This is a genomic window from Paenibacillus sp. GCM10027628, from assembly GCF_042676385.1.
GTDB lineage: Bacteria > Bacillota > Bacilli > Paenibacillales > NBRC-103111 > Paenibacillus_E.
Genome location: NZ_JBHTHA010000036.1, coordinates 262973 through 279736, shown reverse-complemented (window position 1 = coordinate 279736; position 16764 = coordinate 262973). Strand labels below are relative to the sequence as shown.

Below are 16764 nucleotides of genomic sequence, written 5' to 3'. Positions count from 1 at the left end.
ATGATAGAGAATGTTATACTCTTAGAGAGGAAGGATGTTGATCGCAGTATGAATACGATGGAAATGGATACGCTGGATATGTCAGCAGTACTCATGCAAGCTTACGACATGGGTGATATGATTAATTCCTCTGCGGAAGTGGCAGATTATTTATATTGGAAGTCCGTTATGGAGAAAAGTGAGGAAGTTCACGCTCTGAAAGCGGTATTCGCGAAAAAGAAAGAGTTGTTTGAGGAATGCGAACGTTTTGGGCATTATCATCCGAGCTACCACGAAGCTCTGGCTGCAGTGAATGAAGTGCAAGAAAAGTTGAATGCAGTAGAAGCTGTTCGCCGGTTTAAGGAAGCTGAAGACCGCCTGGACGATTTATTGTTTACCGTTTCTTCAACAATCGCACATGCGGTATCTGAATCTATCAAAGTACCGAGCAATAATCCGCTGCCAACCGGCAAAGGCTGCAGCTCCGGTGGAAGCTGCAGCGGCAATTGCGGCTAAATATGAGTGCGAGTTGAACAAGTTCTATGGCTGGAAGTTGAAGTCAGGTTGGATGCGTCCGACCTCAGTTCCCTGCCAGTTATGGACTGCCGGGGTATGAAAGAAAGCAAGTGCGCTCACTTCGGATTCTTTGAGCAGGCCTAGCTGCTTCAACGTTTCAACGACGGCCGGATACATGGCGCGTTGATTGCCGTCTTCGACTTTGAGGACGAAGCCTATGCCTTGCTCGGGAATCGTGAGTGCAAAGATGCCTTCGGCGCCCATTTTGCCAACGATTCTCCCGCCTGTTACCTCGATTAATCGCGTGTCGAAGCGATCGCTTCCGGCGAGGAATTGAGGATATTTTTGCACCGCGGCGACAATTCTCCGGCAAGCGCTTGCACGTGCTTCAGCCAGCGCAGCCGGTGAACCTAGTCGTGCAAATGCCAGTGCCAGCCGATCGATCGGCATGCCAAAGACAGGAACGCCGCAGCCGTCGATGCCAAGGTGCATCTGGTCTTTGGGAACTCCGGACATGCCGCACACCGCTTCCAGCATCAACTGCTGAACGGGATGCTGAATGCTCATGTACGTTTCAGGAGCGGCATGCAGGTGCGCTGCAAGCGCCAGCATACCCGAATGCTTGCCCGAGCAGTTGTTATGCAGCGTAGTCGGAGCAATGCCCTTCTCGCGCATCGCTTGCGCTGTCGGCGCATGATAAGGATCATGAGCGCCGCACTGCAGGTGCTCATGCGTAAAACCGAGCTTGCCCAGAATGCCTTGGGCCGTGCTCACATGCTCGGCTTCCCCGTTGTGGGAAGCGCAGCAAAGTGCGATTTCGGCATCACCGAGGCCGAAATGGTCAGCCGCGCCGGATTCGATGACCGGCAGCGCTTGGATGAGCTTCGCCGTTGAACGGGCGAAGGTAAGCAGGTGCGGGTCGCCAGCCTGGTGCAGCAGCGTCCCTTCGGTATTAACTACCGCGAGATGAAAGCGGTGAATGCTTTCCGTAATAGCGCCGCGAAAGACGCGGACAATCGGGTCTGATGGCTTCATGTGTCAGTTTCGCTCCCTATAAGGATAATTGAAAAGAGGTAGAAATCATGATGATCGAGCGCAGCGGATTAATTGTTTGGGTGAACGATACGAAAGCGGCCAGAAATCTGGAACGATTCGGTTCTCTCCATTACATATCCAAAAAAATGAATTATGCCGTCCTTTATATACATGCCAGTAAATTAGATGAGACGATACGAAATCTTCAAAAGCTCCCTTATGTAAAGAAAATAGAGCGTTCATATCGCAACGAAATCAAAACTGAATACAGTAGTAATATGCCGGACAAAACTAGATTTTACACCCTTTGAGGCTGCAGTGCAAAACGAAAGCTTCGGAAGAAGCTTTTTTCTTTTTTCTGTTTTGTTTGAATTTTTAGAAAATAAGCATTTTTTTGCGAGTTCACAAATAATAATTAATAATTTTATATATTCTTACATGGAAAAAAAAGATATAATCAAGTAAAATAAAACTTACAACGTATTGGGAATAGGTATTCGGTCTCATTTTAGTAGGAGAGGGGTTGTGATCATGAAAGACAAGGTGATGGGGAGATGGAGTACTTACGAACCATTTTTCGTACAATTAGGCGACAAGAAAGTGGCGGATATCGTGATCACGAATCATGCCAAGCTGAGATGGAGTGATCGTGTATCCGAACAAAACGGTTCGCTGGAAGAGATTTGTGCTTTTCTCTGGGAAAAGCTGAAAAATAATAAAATCATGCCGTATTACCGCAATGAGGAAGATGTATATTTAATTGATGAAGATCTTGTCGTCGTTGCGGAATTTTCACATCTGGAACACGAAACGGACATTGTTGGCAATCCGCTTCATAAAATGATCATCGTCACATTCTTGGGCAGAATGTCCGAAACGATTGAGCTTCGAGACTTGAAGTCGTATTACTCATGGTTAAGGCACTCTCGCCGAATGACTTTGATAAAGAACAGCCGTAAGCGCAGATAATGTTATGCTCTTTGTTAGAGTATGCCCGGTCGAATGGGCATACTCTTTTTGTTGTACTTGAATATCGTGGAGCCTTACACGTTTGGCTGATTTATCGCTTAATGGACTCTAATCGCGGATTTTCATATAATGGAACAAAGAGAGGCGGGGGACGATGGCACTTAATTTTCATCAACTACATATTTTCTTTACGGTCGCGGAGAAAGGCAGCTTCTCTCATGCGGCTGCTTCGCTTCATATGACACAGCCGGCGGTAACGATGCAGGTACAGTCACTGGAAGACTATTTCGGCGTTAAACTCTTTCACCGCAGTACCAAAAAAATCGAGCTTTCCGAAGCGGGGCGCGCTCTCCTGCCTTTTGCCAAGCGAAGCATCGAGCTGATTCGTGAAACGGATGTGGCGATGTCGAAGTTCACGAAGATGATTGAAGGCAGGCTCCAGCTTGGGGCCAGCTTAACGATGGGCGAGTACATATTGCCGAGGCTTCTCGGTCCCTTCAGCAAAGATTATCCGAATATTTCAGTATCGATGAAAGTCATGAATACGACGCAAATTTTGGACGAGGTTCTTGGGCACCAATTGAATTTCGGGCTCGTTGAGGCACCGATTCACCATCCTGATGTGCATACGGAAGCGATTCTCAGTGACGAGCTTAAACTGATCGTACCCGCGGATCACCCATTAGCTGATCTGGAGGAGGTCACATTTGATGAAGTGTTGAAATATCCATTTGTCCTTCGGGAGCAAGGCTCGGGAACGAGAAGAGTGATGGAAGAGGAATTGACCCGTTGTAAGATGGACTACAGCGGCATGAAGATTGTCATGGAGCTGGGCAGTACCGGGGCGATCAAATCTGCCGTCGAGGCGGGGCTCGGGATATCCATTTTGTCGCAATCGTCCGTTAAGCATGAGGTTACGCTCGGCTTATTCAAAGTGAAACAGATTAAGAATATTTCCTTTGAGCGGAGCTTCTACGCGATTTATTTGAGCTCGACGCTTTTACCGATTTCCGCGGTGAGCTTTATGACCTTTTTACGTCAGGAAGATTTGAGCCGCTGGTTGTAACTTTACTTTTTACATAAATATGCAGTTCGTTTAATGGTGCGTTTATACATAGCATCTACGATAAAGAAAGGGGAACATATCATGTCTCTGAGAACACAAGCGGATCTGCACACGCATACGACGGCTTCGGATGGGACGCAAAAGCCGGCGGCAAATGTGCAAATGGCGTACGAAGCCGGTTTGGGCGCTATAGCGATAACCGATCATGATACGGTTTCGGGAATAGCAGAGGCGCTCGAGGAAGGGCGTAAATTAGGCATAGAAGTTGTTCCCGGCGTTGAAATCAGTACCGTTGCCCGGAATCAGGATATTCATGTGCTGGGCTATTACATAGATGTGTACGATGCTCGATTTCTGGAAAGATTAGAGTCACTTAGAGAAACAAGGGATCGTCGTAACGAAATGATCATCGAACGATTGCAGCAGCTCGGCCTTAGCATTACCATGGACGAAGTGCTTAGTGAAGTGGAGAATGTCAAAACGAAAGGCGACACGGTCGGAAGGCCGCATATTGCAGCCGTACTGTTAAAAAAAGGCTATGTCGCATCCGTGAGCGAGGCATTTGAACGGTACCTGGGCAAAGGGGCTGCTGCTTATGCGAATCCGCCGCGGATCGAGCCGGCAACGGCGATTGGGTGGATTCATGAAGCGGGCGGGGCTGCCGTTCTTGCACATCCCGGTATTTATCACGACGATGAGCTGGTGGAAGGCATCATATGGCAAGGAGTGGATGGGATTGAAGTGTACCACTCCGACCACACGCCAGAAGATGAGACCAGGTATTTGGAACTCGCGCAGCGCTACGGACTTCTAATTACAGCCGGTTCCGACTTTCATGGCGAACGCGGGGGCGTGGTGTTCCATGCTCCGATCGGTGCTAGAAAAATAGGAATCGACGTTCTGAGAAGCCTACAACAGAAGAAGGAGCAGCGTCTATGAAAAAAATTCGCAAAGCGATCATTCCTGCAGCAGGTCTCGGAACGAGGTTTCTTCCCGCGACGAAAGCGCAGCCCAAAGAAATGCTGCCGATTGTTGATAAACCTGCCATCCAATATATCGTGGAAGAAGCGATTGAATCCGGCATTGAAGATATTATCATTGTTACAGGCCGTAACAAGCGCGCCATTGAAGATCATTTTGATAAATCCGTTGAACTCGAGACGATGCTGGAGGAAAAAGGAAGCACCAAGCTGCTCGAAATTGTGCAATCCGTTTCGAACTTGGCAGATGTCCATTATATTCGCCAGAAGGAGCCTCTTGGACTTGGTCATGCCATTTTGGTTGCACGCAAATTTATCGGAGATGAGCCGTTTGCGGTGTTGCTCGGTGATGATATTCTGCAATCGACTCCGCCAGGGCTTAAGCAGATGATAGACATCTACGAGATGACCGGAACCTCCGTCATCGCGGTACAAGAAGTACCATGGGAAGATGTGAGCAAATACGGGATTGTATCCCCGTCCAAAAGTCTTAATGGTTACAAACTGATTGAAGATCTGGTCGAGAAGCCTGATCGTGATCAAGCGCCCTCCAACATGGCGGTCATCGGCAGATATATTATACAGCCGGAGATTTTTGAAATCCTCGAGAACCAAGAACCGGGAAGAGGCGGCGAAATTCAATTAACCGACGCGCTGCGCGTGCTAAATAGAGAACAGCAAATGGCTGCTTATCTGATGAAGGCGAAACGCTACGATGTCGGCGACAAGATCGGCTATATTGAAGCAACCATCGAATTGGCCTTGCAGCGTCCGGATTTACAGGACCAAGTGAAAGCATATCTATTGTCATTGATGCGTCAATGGGAATTGAAATAGAGAAGCAGGATTGAAACTTGGGAGGTAGGATAGGATGGTCGAACGCATTGCGGTTATAGGTACAGGTTATGTAGGGTTAGTTTCGGGCACCTGCTATGCAGCGATGGGGCATCAAGTCATTTGTGTCGATCGCGATGAGCACAAAATCGTACGGCTGCAGCAAGCCGACATCCCCATTTTTGAACCTGGCTTACACGAACTAGTCGCTGCCAATTTGCGCACTGGCCACCTTTCTTTTACTTCTCATTTGGATGAAGCTGTGAGGGTTTCTGATGTCATTATCATTGCTGTCGGGACGCCTACTTTAGACAGTGGTGATGTGGATATGTCACAGGTTCGCAGCGTCATTGCAAGCATGCTCCCCCATATGACCTCCCCTAAGATTATTGTGATGAAAAGCACAGTACCCGTAGGTACCGGAAGGTGGGTCGAACAACAAATTCGGGAGCTTGCGCCGCGGCATGTTCAGATACACGTTGTCTCGAATCCTGAGTTTCTGAGAGAGGGTTCAGCGATTCACGATACTTTTCACCCGGACCGGATTGTTATCGGCTCAAAAGATGCTGAAGCCGGTGCTCGGATTGCTTCCATTCATGCCTCGATTCAAACAGAACTGCTCATGACCGACCGTGAAAGTGCTGAACTTATCAAATATGCGTCGAACGCATTTCTGGCGGCAAAAATTTCCTTCATCAATGAAATGGCTCATGTATGTGAAAAGGTAGGAGCCGATGTTCGGCTTGTCGCGAAAGGAATGGGGCTGGATCGCCGCATAGGTCCTCATTTTTTGAACGCGGGCATTGGTTATGGGGGTTCTTGCTTTCCTAAGGATACGAGGGCGCAATTAAAAATTGCTCAGAACGTAGATTATGATTTCAAAATTTTGCGTGCTGTCATTGAAGTCAATCAACTGCAGCGGGAGCGCTTCGTTAGCAAGATTCAACGGACGTTAGGAGATTTGGACGGTAAGCGAATCGCCATCATGGGCCTGTCCTTTAAGCCGAATACGGACGATCTTCGCGATGCTCCAGCGCTTGATATTATTGCTGCCTTACAAAAGCTCGGCGCAACCATTTCCGCCTATGATCCGGCTGCAACAGGGCACGCTTTACATTTGCTATCCAATGTGAGCTTGCACACGAATCCGTATGATGCGCTCGAGCATGCAGATGCCATGGTCATTGCGACTGAGTGGGAGCCGATAAGGCAATTGAATTACAATGTTGTGAAAGATTTGCTCAAGCAGCCCATCATTATCGATGGCAGAAATATGTTCGAACCGGAGGAAATGAGCAAGTTAGGTTTCACTTATTTGTCCATTGGCAGAGCGGTTCATGAACTTGAAATGGTTATTTGACCCGATAAACGAACGCAAAAACAGCCCCCTGCCAGAAGCCAAGGAGCTGTTTTTTTCTATTTCACCGTGACTTTCATCTGCTTGATTTTGCTTTCATCCGGTGTCACGTAAACGGTTTTTTGATTGACATAAATGACGAATCCGGGTTTAGAGCCATTTGGTTTATGAACGTGTTTGATAAACGTATAATCGACAGGAACCTGGCTCGATTGCTTCGCCTGACTGAAATAGGCGGCCAATTGCGCCGCTTCCAGAAGTGTTTCATCGGAAAAGCTGTCGCTGCGAATAACAACGTGGGAACCAGGAATATCTTTCGTGTGCAGCCATGTGTCCATAGATCCGGCTAGTCGGTTCGTTAAATACTCATTCTGAGTATTGTTTTTACCGACATAGATCGGAGTACCATCACTCGATAGATAACACGCTAATGCAGGTTTATCCTGCTTTTTCTTCTTGCGCTGTTTCTTGTTGCGGTCACGCAAGTACCCTTGTTCCATCAATTCGTCGCGAATTTCTTCAACATCCTGTAAGGAGGCTACGCCAAGCTGCTGCAAGAGCAAGTTTAAATAGGCGATTTCTTGATGGGTTTGCTCGATTTGTTCTTCCACGATCGCTGTGCTGTTTTTCATTTTCGTATATTTTTTAAAATAGCGTTGGGCATTCTCCGAAGGCGAAAGTAGCGGATCCAGCGGAATGCGGATCGAGGCTTGTTCCTCGTCGTAATAATTGATCGTTTCCAGCTCTTTATCGCCTTTTTTGATGGAATGAAGGGAAGCGTTCAGCAGCTCCCCTAGAATCCGGTGTTTGTCTGCGTCTTTTGATTCTTCCACCGTCTCTTGCAGTTTTTCCAGTTTCTTAACATTTTTGTTTTTCTCGTTTTGTAAAAACCGGAGCAGATCCGCTACGCGCTGCTTGACTGTATCCCTTTCGGCTTTATCTCCGTAAAATTGCTCCAAACAAGCGCTGGCCGTCGGGAATGAAAGTGAAGTCCCTTCAAGATGGGTCAAAGGCGTCATCGCAAAAAAAAGCTTGCTGCTTCCCGTGTGCTCCACAATAACCGGGTCATACGCGTGCTGGCGTGCGGATTCCATGACTTCATCGAAAGCTTGCCATAACGATGGCAATAGTGCCTCGCCATGATGGTGGCTTGCTTTTACTCGGCCTCGATACACAATTTCTTTTGCAATCAAAGGGCTTAAACCGCTAAATGCAGCTACAATTCGCTGCTCAGGCTCTTCTGAGGCAGGCGCTTCGAAGATGCTAAGAAATGTTGCCCTATCCACATGCAATGGATTCAGCTTATCCTGTTCGGGTGGCGATACGTATTTGCTTCCTGGCATCACAATACGGTAAGAACTGATAGATGGAGTCACATGATGAATGCCGTCTATGATCGTGTCTGTTAGCGGATCGATCAGAATGATATTGCTGTGGCGTCCCATAATTTCAATAACGATGATTTTGCTGCTCATATCCCCCAATTCATCGCGGTGGCGCACCTGAATGCGAAGGATACGCTCCAAGCCCACTTGCTCTACGGCTTCTATGACACCGCCCTCAAAATGCTTGCGAAGCAGCATGCAGAACATAGGTGCCTCTACGGGATTCATAAATTGTTGCTCGGTAGCATGAACCCTGGGATATGTAGGATTCGCTGAAAGCAGAAGCTTAATATTTTGCCCTTGCGCTCTAATTTGCAGAACGACATCATTGTCTGTGGGCTGATGAATCTTATTAATTCGGCCTCCTACACACGCTTGCAATTCGTGAACAATCGCATGAAGGACAAGTCCGTCTAATGCCATGATGCATACAACTCCATTCTAGGTTGAAAACCGTGCTAACTTCTATCATGCCATACTTTTGGCAAAAACTTAAGTGTATTTCGGGCCGAAAGATGATTCAAGTGATATTATCCGGCTTGTCTGAATACAAATACGTAATAGAGGTTGACCCATGATGAATTTGAAAGGCGAGATCAAGTGGGAATTGGGAGGGAGAAGGGCGGATGAGTCAGAACAAGTGGTACCAGATGACGTCGGAGGAAGTCTTGCAGTCTCAGCAGGTGAGCATGCAGCAAGGGCTGCCCTGGGAAGAAGCTTGGAAACGGCAGGCTGAGGTCGGCCGAAACGAACTTTCAGAAGGGCAGCGCGTCTCCCCGATTACGCTGTTTCTGAATCAATTCAAAGATTTTATGGTGCTGGTCTTATTGGGGGCCACCCTCATTTCCGGGCTGCTTGGGGAATATTTGGACGCCATCACGATCGTGATCATTATTATGATGAACGGTATTCTTGGCTTTGTCCAGGAATTCCGGGCAGAGCGTTCCTTACGTGCACTTAAAGAGCTGTCAGCCCCGAATGCGAAGGTATGGAGGGAAAATGCAGTTCATCAAATACCGGCTCGTGATCTAGTGCCAGGCGATATTATAATGCTTGAAAGCGGAGACCGCGTTCCGGCCGATATTCGATTTTTGGAAACGAATGGCGTTTATATCGAAGAGTCAGCCCTTACGGGTGAATCTGTTCCGGTCAGCAAAATGACGGAAGCTTTGCCGAATGCCGATATCCCGCTCGGAGATCAACGCAATCTAGGCTTTATGGGAACAATGGTGGCCAGAGGAACCGCCAAAGCCGTTGTCGTACGAACGGGCATGGACACTGAAATGGGTAAAATCGCAGATTTAATTCAAAATACGGAATCCATGGAGACGCCTCTGCAGCATCGTCTGGAACAACTTGGGAAAATACTTATCATCGTTGCCATTGCTCTAACGATTCTTGTCGTTGTTGCAGGCATTATGCATGGACAACCGCCATATGCCATGTTCCTGGCCGGAGTAAGTTTGGCGGTAGCGGCCATTCCTGAAGGCCTGCCTGCGATTGTAACTATCGCGCTCGCCCTTGGCGTGCAGCGGATGATCAAGCGGAAAGCGATCGTGCGCAAGCTTCCTTCTGTGGAGACGCTTGGTTGTGCGTCCGTCATTTGCTCCGATAAAACAGGAACATTAACGCAGAATAAAATGACCGTTACTCATCTGTGGGTGGGCGGCGAGGTCATGGAAGTGACCGGTGACGGTTATACCCCGATTGGCGACATTCATGTCGGGGGGCAAAGTGCAGATATTCGCAAAAATCCAATGCTGCACAAATTGCTGCAAGTTTCCGTCCTATGCAACAATGCGACGTTAGTGGAAGAGAAGCAGGAGCAGAAGCGGAAGAAAGGCAAAGACGGCAAAGACGGCAAAGAGGGCAAAGAACCGGAGTCGCTGTGGAATATTAAAGGGGATCCGACCGAAGGTGCTCTGGTCGTACTGAGCGCCAAAAGCGGTATCACATTCGAAACACTCAGTGAGCAGTTTAATCGTATTGCGGAATTTCCTTTTGATTCCGAACGAAAACGGATGTCCGTACTGGTTTCCTACGATGGAGGGCGCATGGCCTGTACCAAGGGGGCTCCGGACGTGCTGCTTCAGCACTGCAGCTATATTCTTTGGGATGGTAAAGTGATTCCGTTTACGCAGACGCTAAAGCAGAAAGTGATGGCTGCTAATGAAGGTATGGCCAAAAATGCGCTGCGCGTATTGGGTCTTGCATATCGGGATCTCAAGAGCAGCGATCGGTATGACGAATATGACGACGTGGAAAATGGGCTTGTTTTCATCGGTTTAACGGGCATGATCGATCCGCCTCGCAAAGAAGTGAGGGAAGCGATATCCAAGTGCCGTAAGGCAGGAATCAAGACGGTCATGATCACCGGGGACCATCAAACGACGGCAGAAGCTATCGCCAAACAGCTCGGGATGATTCCGTCAAACGGCATTAGCATGAGCGGACAACAGCTTGGACAACTGTCGGATGAAGAGCTGGAAGCAAGAGTCGACGATATCTATGTCTACGCACGGGTATCGCCTGAACATAAGCTTCGCATCGTGAAGGCGCTGCAGCGCAAAGGCCATGTCGTTGCCATGACAGGAGATGGCGTCAACGATGCGCCCGCGATCAAAGCGGCGGATATCGGCATTGCAATGGGGATTACGGGAACCGACGTTTCGAAAGAAGCCTCTTCCCTCGTCTTGAGTGACGATAACTTCTCAACGATCGTTGCCGCCATTGAAGAAGGGCGGGGCATTTACGAAAATATCCGCAAATTCATACGCTATTTACTCGCCTCGAACGTCGGCGAAATTATGACCATGTTTATTGCGATGATGGCGGGCATGCCGCTACCACTCGTGCCGATTCAAATTTTATGGGTCAACCTCGTAACAGACGGACTTCCAGCGATGGCGCTCGGTGTCGATCAGGCCGAGAAGGATTTGATGCAGCAGATGCCGCGTTCAGCGAAAGAAAACATTTTTGCAAGACGGTTGGGTTGGAAAATCATTTCTCGCGGTATTCTGATTGGCGTGTGTACGCTTGGCGCCTTTTGGTTCATCCTCAGGAGCAATCCTGACGATGCAGAGACGCTGCTTAGAGCGCAAAGCGTTGCTTTCGCAACACTCGTTATGGCGCAGCTCATTCACGTGTTCGATTGCCGCAGCTCACGCTCCATTTTCCACCGCAATCCCATTCAAAATAAATATTTGGTTTTCGCTGTACTTTCTTCGCTCATACTGATGCTTGCCGTTATGTATGTTGAGCAATTGCAACCGATCTTCAAAACCGTACCTCTCGGATGGAAAGAATGGATTCTCGTTCTGGTAGCTGCTGGCATCCCGACATTCTTGATGGGACTTGGCAGTGTGCTGTCGCCGAAAAAAAACAAACGCCCTCGTTCCGTTTCATTTAATTCAAAACCAAGTTTCAGATAGATGAATTTACAAAAGCCGAAAGCAGCCTTAGGGTGGACTTCGGCTTTTTTTGCTGTATAGGAAATTATGCGAAGCACAATTTTGTGGATAAACGGGGGCTCCCCCAAAAGTAATCGGTATATGCTTCGAAGGTTAAGGGTCACTTTTGGGGGATTTTTTACGCCCGAAACACTATGCATATTTGGCGTTTTACGCTATGATAAGGGCTAAAACACTTATTTGGAGTGCTGATTACAATGAATTTCACAAAAATGCACGGACTTGGCAATGATTTTATCGTTGTAGCCGGAGAGAAAGAACTGCCTGCCGGTGTGGATCAACTTGCAATCCGATACTGTAATCGTTTCTTTGGCATCGGAGCCGATGGTTTAGTTTTTATTCTTCCTTCCGAAAATGCCGATTTCAAAATGCGTATTATCAATTCCGACGGCTCCGAGGCGGAGCAATGCGGAAATGCGATCCGCTGTGTCTCCAAATATGTATTCGATTATGGATTATCCGATAAAGAAGAAATTACCGTCGAGACATTGGGCGCGGGTGTGCAAAAAGTGCAGCTGAACGTTCGAAACGGCAAAGTGGCGACGGTTCGCGTCGATATGGGACAGCCGATCTTGGGCGGCCTTCAAGTGCCGACGACGATCGACCAGGCGGAAGTGATTGATTACCCGATTGAAGTGGAAGGACGGCAATTCCGATTCACAGCTGTTTCCATGGGTAATCCGCATTGTGTAATCTACGTGGATGACGCGGTGAACTTCGATCTTGCCGCATGGGGGCCTAAGCTGGAAGTTCATCCGTTATTTCCCCGTAAAACCAATGTCGAATTCGTAACCGTGACCAATCGCGAGCATACGGACATGCGTGTTTGGGAAAGAGGAGCGGGACCGACTTTGGCTTGTGGAACAGGAGCGTGCGCGACTCTCGTTTCATCGGTTTTGAACGGGTTGACGGACCGCAAGGCCACGGTCTCGCTGAAAGGCGGAGATCTTTTCATCGAATGGGATGAAGCGGATAATCACGTCTACATGACAGGACCTGCGGAAGAAGTGTTTAAGGGAACGCTTTAGATCGAGTTTTAAGTATAAAAAAAATTGATAAACGTTCACCTTAATATCAGCCTGGTTTTGTGATACAGTAAAACTACATTTTTAGTGGGTGGGGAGTTTATCATGAAATCGGATCTTCGCACGGCGCTTCAGCAGGAAATTTTGACCGGCGACGGCGCTATGGGGACTTATTTATATCAGATGGGATTTCCCGTCGGCATTTCCTATGAAGAATTGAATTTATTGCGACCGGAAACGGTGGAAGGCGTGCACCGCCGCTATTTTGAGGCAGGTGCTCGTCTTATTGAAACGAATACTTTTTCGGCGAATCGTGAAAAGCTATCGAAGTATGGGCTCGAGAGCGATGTTGAAGCGATCAACCGGGCAGGAGTAGAACTGGCACGGAAAGCAGTAGGTAACGATGCTTATGTGGTTGGCGCAATCGGCTCTATACGTGCAGGGAAGCGTAAAAATGTACGCACCGCCGATGTGGAGCAATCGCTTCGTGAACAGATCGGCGTCTTGCTTGACTCCCCGGTGGACGGGCTGCTGTTGGAGACGTTTTACGATCTGGAAGAACTGCAGCTAGCGCTGCGGATTATCCGCAGCATGAGCAGCTTGCCGGTCATTTGCCAATTTGCAAATGAAGGGACAGGCAGCACGCAGGACGGCGTGCCGCTGCAGGAGGCTTTCGAGCGGCTGCGCGACTCAGGTGCGGACGTGATCGGCTTCAACTGCCGCGTCGGCCCGAACGGGATTCTCCGCTCAATGGAGAAGCTGACGCCGCTCGCCGGCGTGCCGTTCTCGGCGTTCCCGAACGCGGGGCTGCCCGACTACGTCGACGGGCAGTACACGTATGCGGCGACGCCGGAGTACTTCGCCGAGAGCGCGCTGCGCTTCGCGCGTTTAGGCGCGCGCCTCATCGGCGGCTGCTGCGGCACGACGCCGGAGCACATCGCCGCTGTCGCCAAGGCGCTCAGCGGCTACGTCCCGGCGGCGCTAGGCGCCGCCGACGCGCACCCGCAAGCGGTGCGCGTGAGCGAGCCGGAGCCGGCTAAGCCTGCGCCGCCGGCGGCCAAACCAACGCTGCTGGACATCGTGAAGCAGCGCAAAACCGTCATCGTCGAGCTGGATCCCCCGCGGGATCTCGACATCGATAAATTCATGCAGGGGTCGAAAGCACTGCAGGACGCTCATGTCGACGCCATTACGATGGCCGACAATTCGCTCGCTGTGACGCGCATGAGCAACCTTGCGCTCGGCTACCTCGTGCAGGAACGCTTAAGCGCGCGTCCGCTGATCCATATCGCGTGCCGTGACCGCAACATGATAGGGACCCAGTCCCATCTCATGGGCCTTCACGCGCTGGGCATTGATCATGTGCTGGCCGTAACCGGCGATCCTGCCAAGTTCGGCGATTTGCCCGGATCCAAATCGGTGTACGATCTCACTTCATTCGAGATCATCCGCATGATTAAGCAGCTCAACGAAGGGATCGCTTTCTCCGGCAAGCCGCTGAAACAGAAAGCGAACTTCGTTGTCGGCGCTGCATTTAACCCGAATGTGAAGCATTTGGATAAAGCCGTTCAGCGTTTGGAGCGAAAAATCGAGGCGGGCGCCGATTACATCATGACACAGCCTGTTTACGACGCAAAATTAATCGAGCAAATCTACGAAGCAACCAAGCATCTTCATGTCCCGATCTTCATCGGCATCGCACCGCTGGCTAGCGGAGGGAACGCGGAGTACCTTCATAATGAAGTTCCCGGCATTCAATTGTCGGATGAAGTGAGGAGCCGCATGAACGGTCTCAAGGGAGAAGAGGGCCGTGCGATGGGCGTTGAAATCGCCAAAGAACTGCTGGATGCGGCCATGCCGTATTTTAACGGGATCTATTTGATGACGCCGTTCCTGCTATATGAGATGTGCGTAGACTTGACGAAGTATGTATGGGAAAAGTCGAATCGCTGTGATTTCCACTTGTACCCACTTTCAAAATGAATTAAAATAGGTTAATGGATGTGATCAGGATGATTTGCAGTATGACCGGGTTCGGACAAGCGAATCGTTCTTTTGCGGGATACAAGGTATTTATCGATGCCAAATCGGTCAATCATAGGTATTGTGAAGTGGCTGTCCGTTTGCCTAAGGAATGGGCGGCTTTTGAAGACGCTTTGAAGAAAACTGTGCTGCAAGCGGTAAAAAGAGGGCGCGTCGACGTCTTTATTACCGCTGAGCGCGAAGCGGTTTCATCCAGAAATGTGACCGTGGATTTTGCTTTAGCCGATGCTTATTTACAAGCAGCGGAGCTATTGAAGCAGCGCTACGGCTTCACAGAGAACCTTGAGCTTCAAGATGTATTGAAACTTCCCGACCTTGTACAAATGAAGGAAGAGCGCACCGATCCTGACGAACAGTTCGAGAAGGAGCTGTGTGCCTGCCTGCAAGAGGCTGTAGCCCGTTTATCTGACATGCGGCTTAGGGAAGGGGCATTTCTAGAACAGGACATCCGTGAACGTCTGACCGAGCTTAAGCGCGTCCATACGGAACTTCAAGCACTTGCTCCGCATGTGGTCCAAGATTATGCCGGCAAGCTCAGTGGCAGGATTCAATCCCTTATGCAAGAGCAAACGCCCGTGGATGAACAGCGTTTGGCTATGGAGATTGCGATATTCGCCGATCGTTCGAATGTCGACGAAGAGCTGACCCGGCTGCAAAGTCATTTCCAGCAGTTCGATCAATTGCTGGAAGGCAATGAGCCTGTGGGACGCAAGCTCGACTTCTTGATTCAAGAAATGAATCGCGAAGTGAACACCATCGGCTCCAAAGCGAATCATGCTGAGCTCACGACTAGAGTCATTCACATGAAAGCAGAGCTGGAGAAGATGAGAGAACAAATACAGAATATCGAGTGAAGCGGCATGAGGCTTCGCGAGGAGGAAGTTGAATGGCTATCAAATTAATCAATATCGGGTTCGGGAATATCGTATCGGCGAACCGCATTATCTCGATCGTCAGTCCGGAGTCGGCGCCGATCAAGAGAATCATTCAGGAAGCACGTGACCGTCACATGCTGATTGACGCTACATATGGTAGAAGAACCCGTGCCGTTATTATCACCGACAGCGATCATGTGATTTTGTCGGCGGTACAACCAGAGACGGTAGCGCATCGACTTTCCAACAAGGACGATGATCATGACGAGTAATACGAATACTCTCGATCGTGAGAGAGGCATTTTAATTGTATTGTCCGGTCCGTCCGGTGTAGGCAAGGGAACCGTCTGTGCGGCCTTGCGGCAGTGTTCGCCGGATATTGTTTACTCCGTTTCAGCAACCACGCGCGCCCCAAGACAAGGGGAAGTGGATGGCGTCAATTATTTTTTTAAGACTCGCGAACAATTTCAGCAGCTTATAGAAACCGATGAAGTGCTGGAGTGGGCTGAATATGTGGGCAACTTCTATGGAACGCCCCGTCGTTTTGTTGAAGATACGCTCCGTTCAGGTCAAGACGTCATTCTGGAAATTGAAGTGCAGGGCGCCTTGCAGGTGAAACAGAAGTTTCCGGAAGGTGTTTTCATCTTCCTGCTCCCGCCTTCGCTCGATGAGCTGCAGAATCGCATTGTCACGCGGGGGACGGAGACTGACGAAGTGATAAGAAGCCGTATGTCGGTCGCTGTGGATGAAATCCGCTTGATGGAACATTATGATTATGCCATCGTCAACGATCGTGTAGAAACCGCTTGTTCCAAAATACAGGCGATTCTGTCTGCCGAACATTGCAAAAAAGATCGCATGTATCCGAAAGTCATTCAATGGATTGGTGAGGTGAACTAAACATGTTATATCCTTCAATTGATAAGCTTCTTGATAAGGTTGACAGCAAGTACTCGTTGGTAGTAGCTGCCGCAAAGAGAGCAAGACTTCTGCGTGACGGAGCCAAATCCGATTTGAGAGGACAAAAATCCCATAAACAAGTCGGCGTTGCCTTAGAAGAACTTTATGGTGACTACATCGCTTACGAGAAAATTCAGTCTAAAGAAATCGTGAAATAACTGCTTCCCCTGACAACCCTAGCGGTTGTTATTTTTTTCTTTTTACTCATCATATTTTGGGGCTCCCCGCAAAGTCCTAAGCTTCGAAGCCGTACTTCACTTTGTGGGGGGA

At 49.1% G+C, this 16764-nt stretch carries 16 protein-coding genes; 14 read left to right on the top strand and 2 right to left on the bottom strand.

Going from position 1 to position 16764, the window contains the following annotated elements; genetic code table 11:
* Window positions 1-48 precede the first annotated feature (48 nt).
* Window positions 49-495, top strand: coding sequence for a YlbF/YmcA family competence regulator (locus tag ACFQZT_RS24215; RefSeq protein WP_379303979.1), 447 nt, complete (start codon window positions 49-51; stop codon window positions 493-495).
* A gap of 24 nt (window positions 496-519) precedes the next feature.
* Here ACFQZT_RS24215 and ACFQZT_RS24210 read toward each other — a convergent pair whose 3' ends face one another.
* On the bottom strand, window positions 520-1530 hold the full coding sequence (locus ACFQZT_RS24210; protein ID WP_379303977.1) for an asparaginase: 1011 nt from the start codon (window positions 1528-1530) through the stop codon (window positions 520-522).
* A 47-nt stretch (window positions 1531-1577) separates the two neighbouring features.
* Between ACFQZT_RS24210 and ACFQZT_RS24205 the strand changes: the two genes are divergently transcribed.
* The 6 genes from ACFQZT_RS24205 to ACFQZT_RS24180 all read left to right on the top strand — a co-directional run bounded on the left by ACFQZT_RS24205 (window position 1578) and on the right by ACFQZT_RS24180 (window position 6739).
* On the top strand, window positions 1578-1841 hold the full coding sequence (locus ACFQZT_RS24205; protein ID WP_379303975.1) for a YlbG family protein: 264 nt from the start codon (window positions 1578-1580) through the stop codon (window positions 1839-1841).
* Window positions 1842-2061: 220 nt separating this feature from the next.
* The gene (locus ACFQZT_RS24200; protein WP_379303973.1) at window positions 2062-2499 is read left to right on the top strand and encodes a hypothetical protein; all 438 of its coding nucleotides are present in this window, start codon (window positions 2062-2064) and stop codon (window positions 2497-2499) included.
* A gap of 154 nt (window positions 2500-2653) precedes the next feature.
* Complete coding sequence (locus ACFQZT_RS24195) at window positions 2654-3565, top strand: selenium metabolism-associated LysR family transcriptional regulator (protein WP_379303971.1); 912 nt, start codon at window positions 2654-2656, stop codon at window positions 3563-3565.
* An 81-nt stretch (window positions 3566-3646) separates the two neighbouring features.
* On the top strand, window positions 3647-4504 hold the full coding sequence (locus ACFQZT_RS24190; RefSeq protein ID WP_379303969.1) for a PHP domain-containing protein: 858 nt from the start codon (window positions 3647-3649) through the stop codon (window positions 4502-4504).
* On the top strand, window positions 4501-5382 hold the full coding sequence (gene galU / locus ACFQZT_RS24185; protein ID WP_379303967.1) for a UTP--glucose-1-phosphate uridylyltransferase GalU: 882 nt from the start codon (window positions 4501-4503) through the stop codon (window positions 5380-5382). The genes ACFQZT_RS24190 and galU overlap by 4 nt, the downstream gene beginning before the upstream one ends.
* Before the next feature lie 34 nt (window positions 5383-5416).
* Entirely contained in the window at window positions 5417-6739 is a 1323-nt protein-coding gene (locus ACFQZT_RS24180) for a UDP-glucose dehydrogenase family protein (protein WP_379303965.1), read from the top strand.
* A gap of 56 nt (window positions 6740-6795) precedes the next feature.
* Here the strand turns inward: ACFQZT_RS24180 and ACFQZT_RS24175 are convergent, their stop codons facing one another.
* Window positions 6796-8544 carry an Rqc2 family fibronectin-binding protein gene (locus ACFQZT_RS24175; RefSeq protein WP_379303963.1) on the bottom strand — a complete coding sequence of 583 codons (1749 nt, stop codon included), beginning with the start codon at window positions 8542-8544 and terminating at the stop codon, window positions 6796-6798.
* A gap of 203 nt (window positions 8545-8747) precedes the next feature.
* Here ACFQZT_RS24175 and ACFQZT_RS24170 point away from each other — a divergent pair, with 203 nt between their 5' ends.
* The 7 genes from ACFQZT_RS24170 (at window position 8748) to rpoZ (ending at window position 16652) form a co-directional block, all read left to right on the top strand.
* Window positions 8748-11552 (top strand): calcium-translocating P-type ATPase, SERCA-type, encoded by a 2805-nt coding sequence (locus ACFQZT_RS24170; protein WP_379303962.1) that lies wholly within the window; start codon window positions 8748-8750, stop codon window positions 11550-11552.
* Window positions 11553-11788: 236 nt separating this feature from the next.
* On the top strand, window positions 11789-12619 hold the full coding sequence (gene dapF / locus ACFQZT_RS24165) for a diaminopimelate epimerase (RefSeq protein ID WP_379303960.1): 831 nt from the start codon (window positions 11789-11791) through the stop codon (window positions 12617-12619).
* 102 nt (window positions 12620-12721) lie between these two features.
* On the top strand, window positions 12722-14599 hold the full coding sequence (locus tag ACFQZT_RS24160) for a bifunctional homocysteine S-methyltransferase/methylenetetrahydrofolate reductase (RefSeq protein ID WP_379303958.1): 1878 nt from the start codon (window positions 12722-12724) through the stop codon (window positions 14597-14599).
* A 41-nt stretch (window positions 14600-14640) separates the two neighbouring features.
* Complete coding sequence (locus ACFQZT_RS24155) at window positions 14641-15513, top strand: YicC/YloC family endoribonuclease (protein ID WP_379303956.1); 873 nt, start codon at window positions 14641-14643, stop codon at window positions 15511-15513.
* A 32-nt stretch (window positions 15514-15545) separates the two neighbouring features.
* Window positions 15546-15806 carry an extracellular matrix/biofilm regulator RemA gene (gene remA / locus ACFQZT_RS24150; protein ID WP_009672664.1) on the top strand — a complete coding sequence of 87 codons (261 nt, stop codon included), beginning with the start codon at window positions 15546-15548 and terminating at the stop codon, window positions 15804-15806.
* On the top strand, window positions 15796-16434 hold the full coding sequence (gene gmk, locus ACFQZT_RS24145; protein ID WP_379303954.1) for a guanylate kinase: 639 nt from the start codon (window positions 15796-15798) through the stop codon (window positions 16432-16434). The genes remA and gmk overlap by 11 nt, the downstream gene beginning before the upstream one ends.
* A 2-nt stretch (window positions 16435-16436) precedes the next feature.
* Window positions 16437-16652 (top strand): DNA-directed RNA polymerase subunit omega, encoded by a 216-nt coding sequence (gene rpoZ, locus ACFQZT_RS24140; protein WP_188173105.1) that lies wholly within the window; start codon window positions 16437-16439, stop codon window positions 16650-16652.
* Window positions 16653-16764: the final 112 nt, after the last annotated feature.

What these genes read in the sequence shown, in the direction of transcription:
- ACFQZT_RS24215 (WP_379303979.1), top strand. Translation starts at nt 49, where the DNA reads ATGAATACGATGGAAATGGATACGCTGGATATGTCAGCAGTACTCATG.
- ACFQZT_RS24210 (WP_379303977.1), bottom strand. Translation starts at nt 1,530, where the DNA reads ATGAAGCCATCAGACCCGATTGTCCGCGTCTTTCGCGGCGCTATTACG.
- ACFQZT_RS24205 (WP_379303975.1), top strand. Translation starts at nt 1,578, where the DNA reads ATGATGATCGAGCGCAGCGGATTAATTGTTTGGGTGAACGATACGAAA.
- ACFQZT_RS24200 (WP_379303973.1), top strand. Translation starts at nt 2,062, where the DNA reads ATGAAAGACAAGGTGATGGGGAGATGGAGTACTTACGAACCATTTTTC.
- ACFQZT_RS24195 (WP_379303971.1), top strand. Translation starts at nt 2,654, where the DNA reads ATGGCACTTAATTTTCATCAACTACATATTTTCTTTACGGTCGCGGAG.
- ACFQZT_RS24190 (WP_379303969.1), top strand. Translation starts at nt 3,647, where the DNA reads ATGTCTCTGAGAACACAAGCGGATCTGCACACGCATACGACGGCTTCG.
- galU (WP_379303967.1), top strand. Translation starts at nt 4,501, where the DNA reads ATGAAAAAAATTCGCAAAGCGATCATTCCTGCAGCAGGTCTCGGAACG.
- ACFQZT_RS24180 (WP_379303965.1), top strand. Translation starts at nt 5,417, where the DNA reads ATGGTCGAACGCATTGCGGTTATAGGTACAGGTTATGTAGGGTTAGTT.
- ACFQZT_RS24175 (WP_379303963.1), bottom strand. Translation starts at nt 8,544, where the DNA reads ATGGCATTAGACGGACTTGTCCTTCATGCGATTGTTCACGAATTGCAA.
- ACFQZT_RS24170 (WP_379303962.1), top strand. Translation starts at nt 8,748, where the DNA reads ATGAGTCAGAACAAGTGGTACCAGATGACGTCGGAGGAAGTCTTGCAG.
- dapF (WP_379303960.1), top strand. Translation starts at nt 11,789, where the DNA reads ATGAATTTCACAAAAATGCACGGACTTGGCAATGATTTTATCGTTGTA.
- ACFQZT_RS24160 (WP_379303958.1), top strand. Translation starts at nt 12,722, where the DNA reads ATGAAATCGGATCTTCGCACGGCGCTTCAGCAGGAAATTTTGACCGGC.
- ACFQZT_RS24155 (WP_379303956.1), top strand. Translation starts at nt 14,641, where the DNA reads ATGACCGGGTTCGGACAAGCGAATCGTTCTTTTGCGGGATACAAGGTA.
- remA (WP_009672664.1), top strand. Translation starts at nt 15,546, where the DNA reads ATGGCTATCAAATTAATCAATATCGGGTTCGGGAATATCGTATCGGCG.
- gmk (WP_379303954.1), top strand. Translation starts at nt 15,796, where the DNA reads ATGACGAGTAATACGAATACTCTCGATCGTGAGAGAGGCATTTTAATT.
- rpoZ (WP_188173105.1), top strand. Translation starts at nt 16,437, where the DNA reads ATGTTATATCCTTCAATTGATAAGCTTCTTGATAAGGTTGACAGCAAG.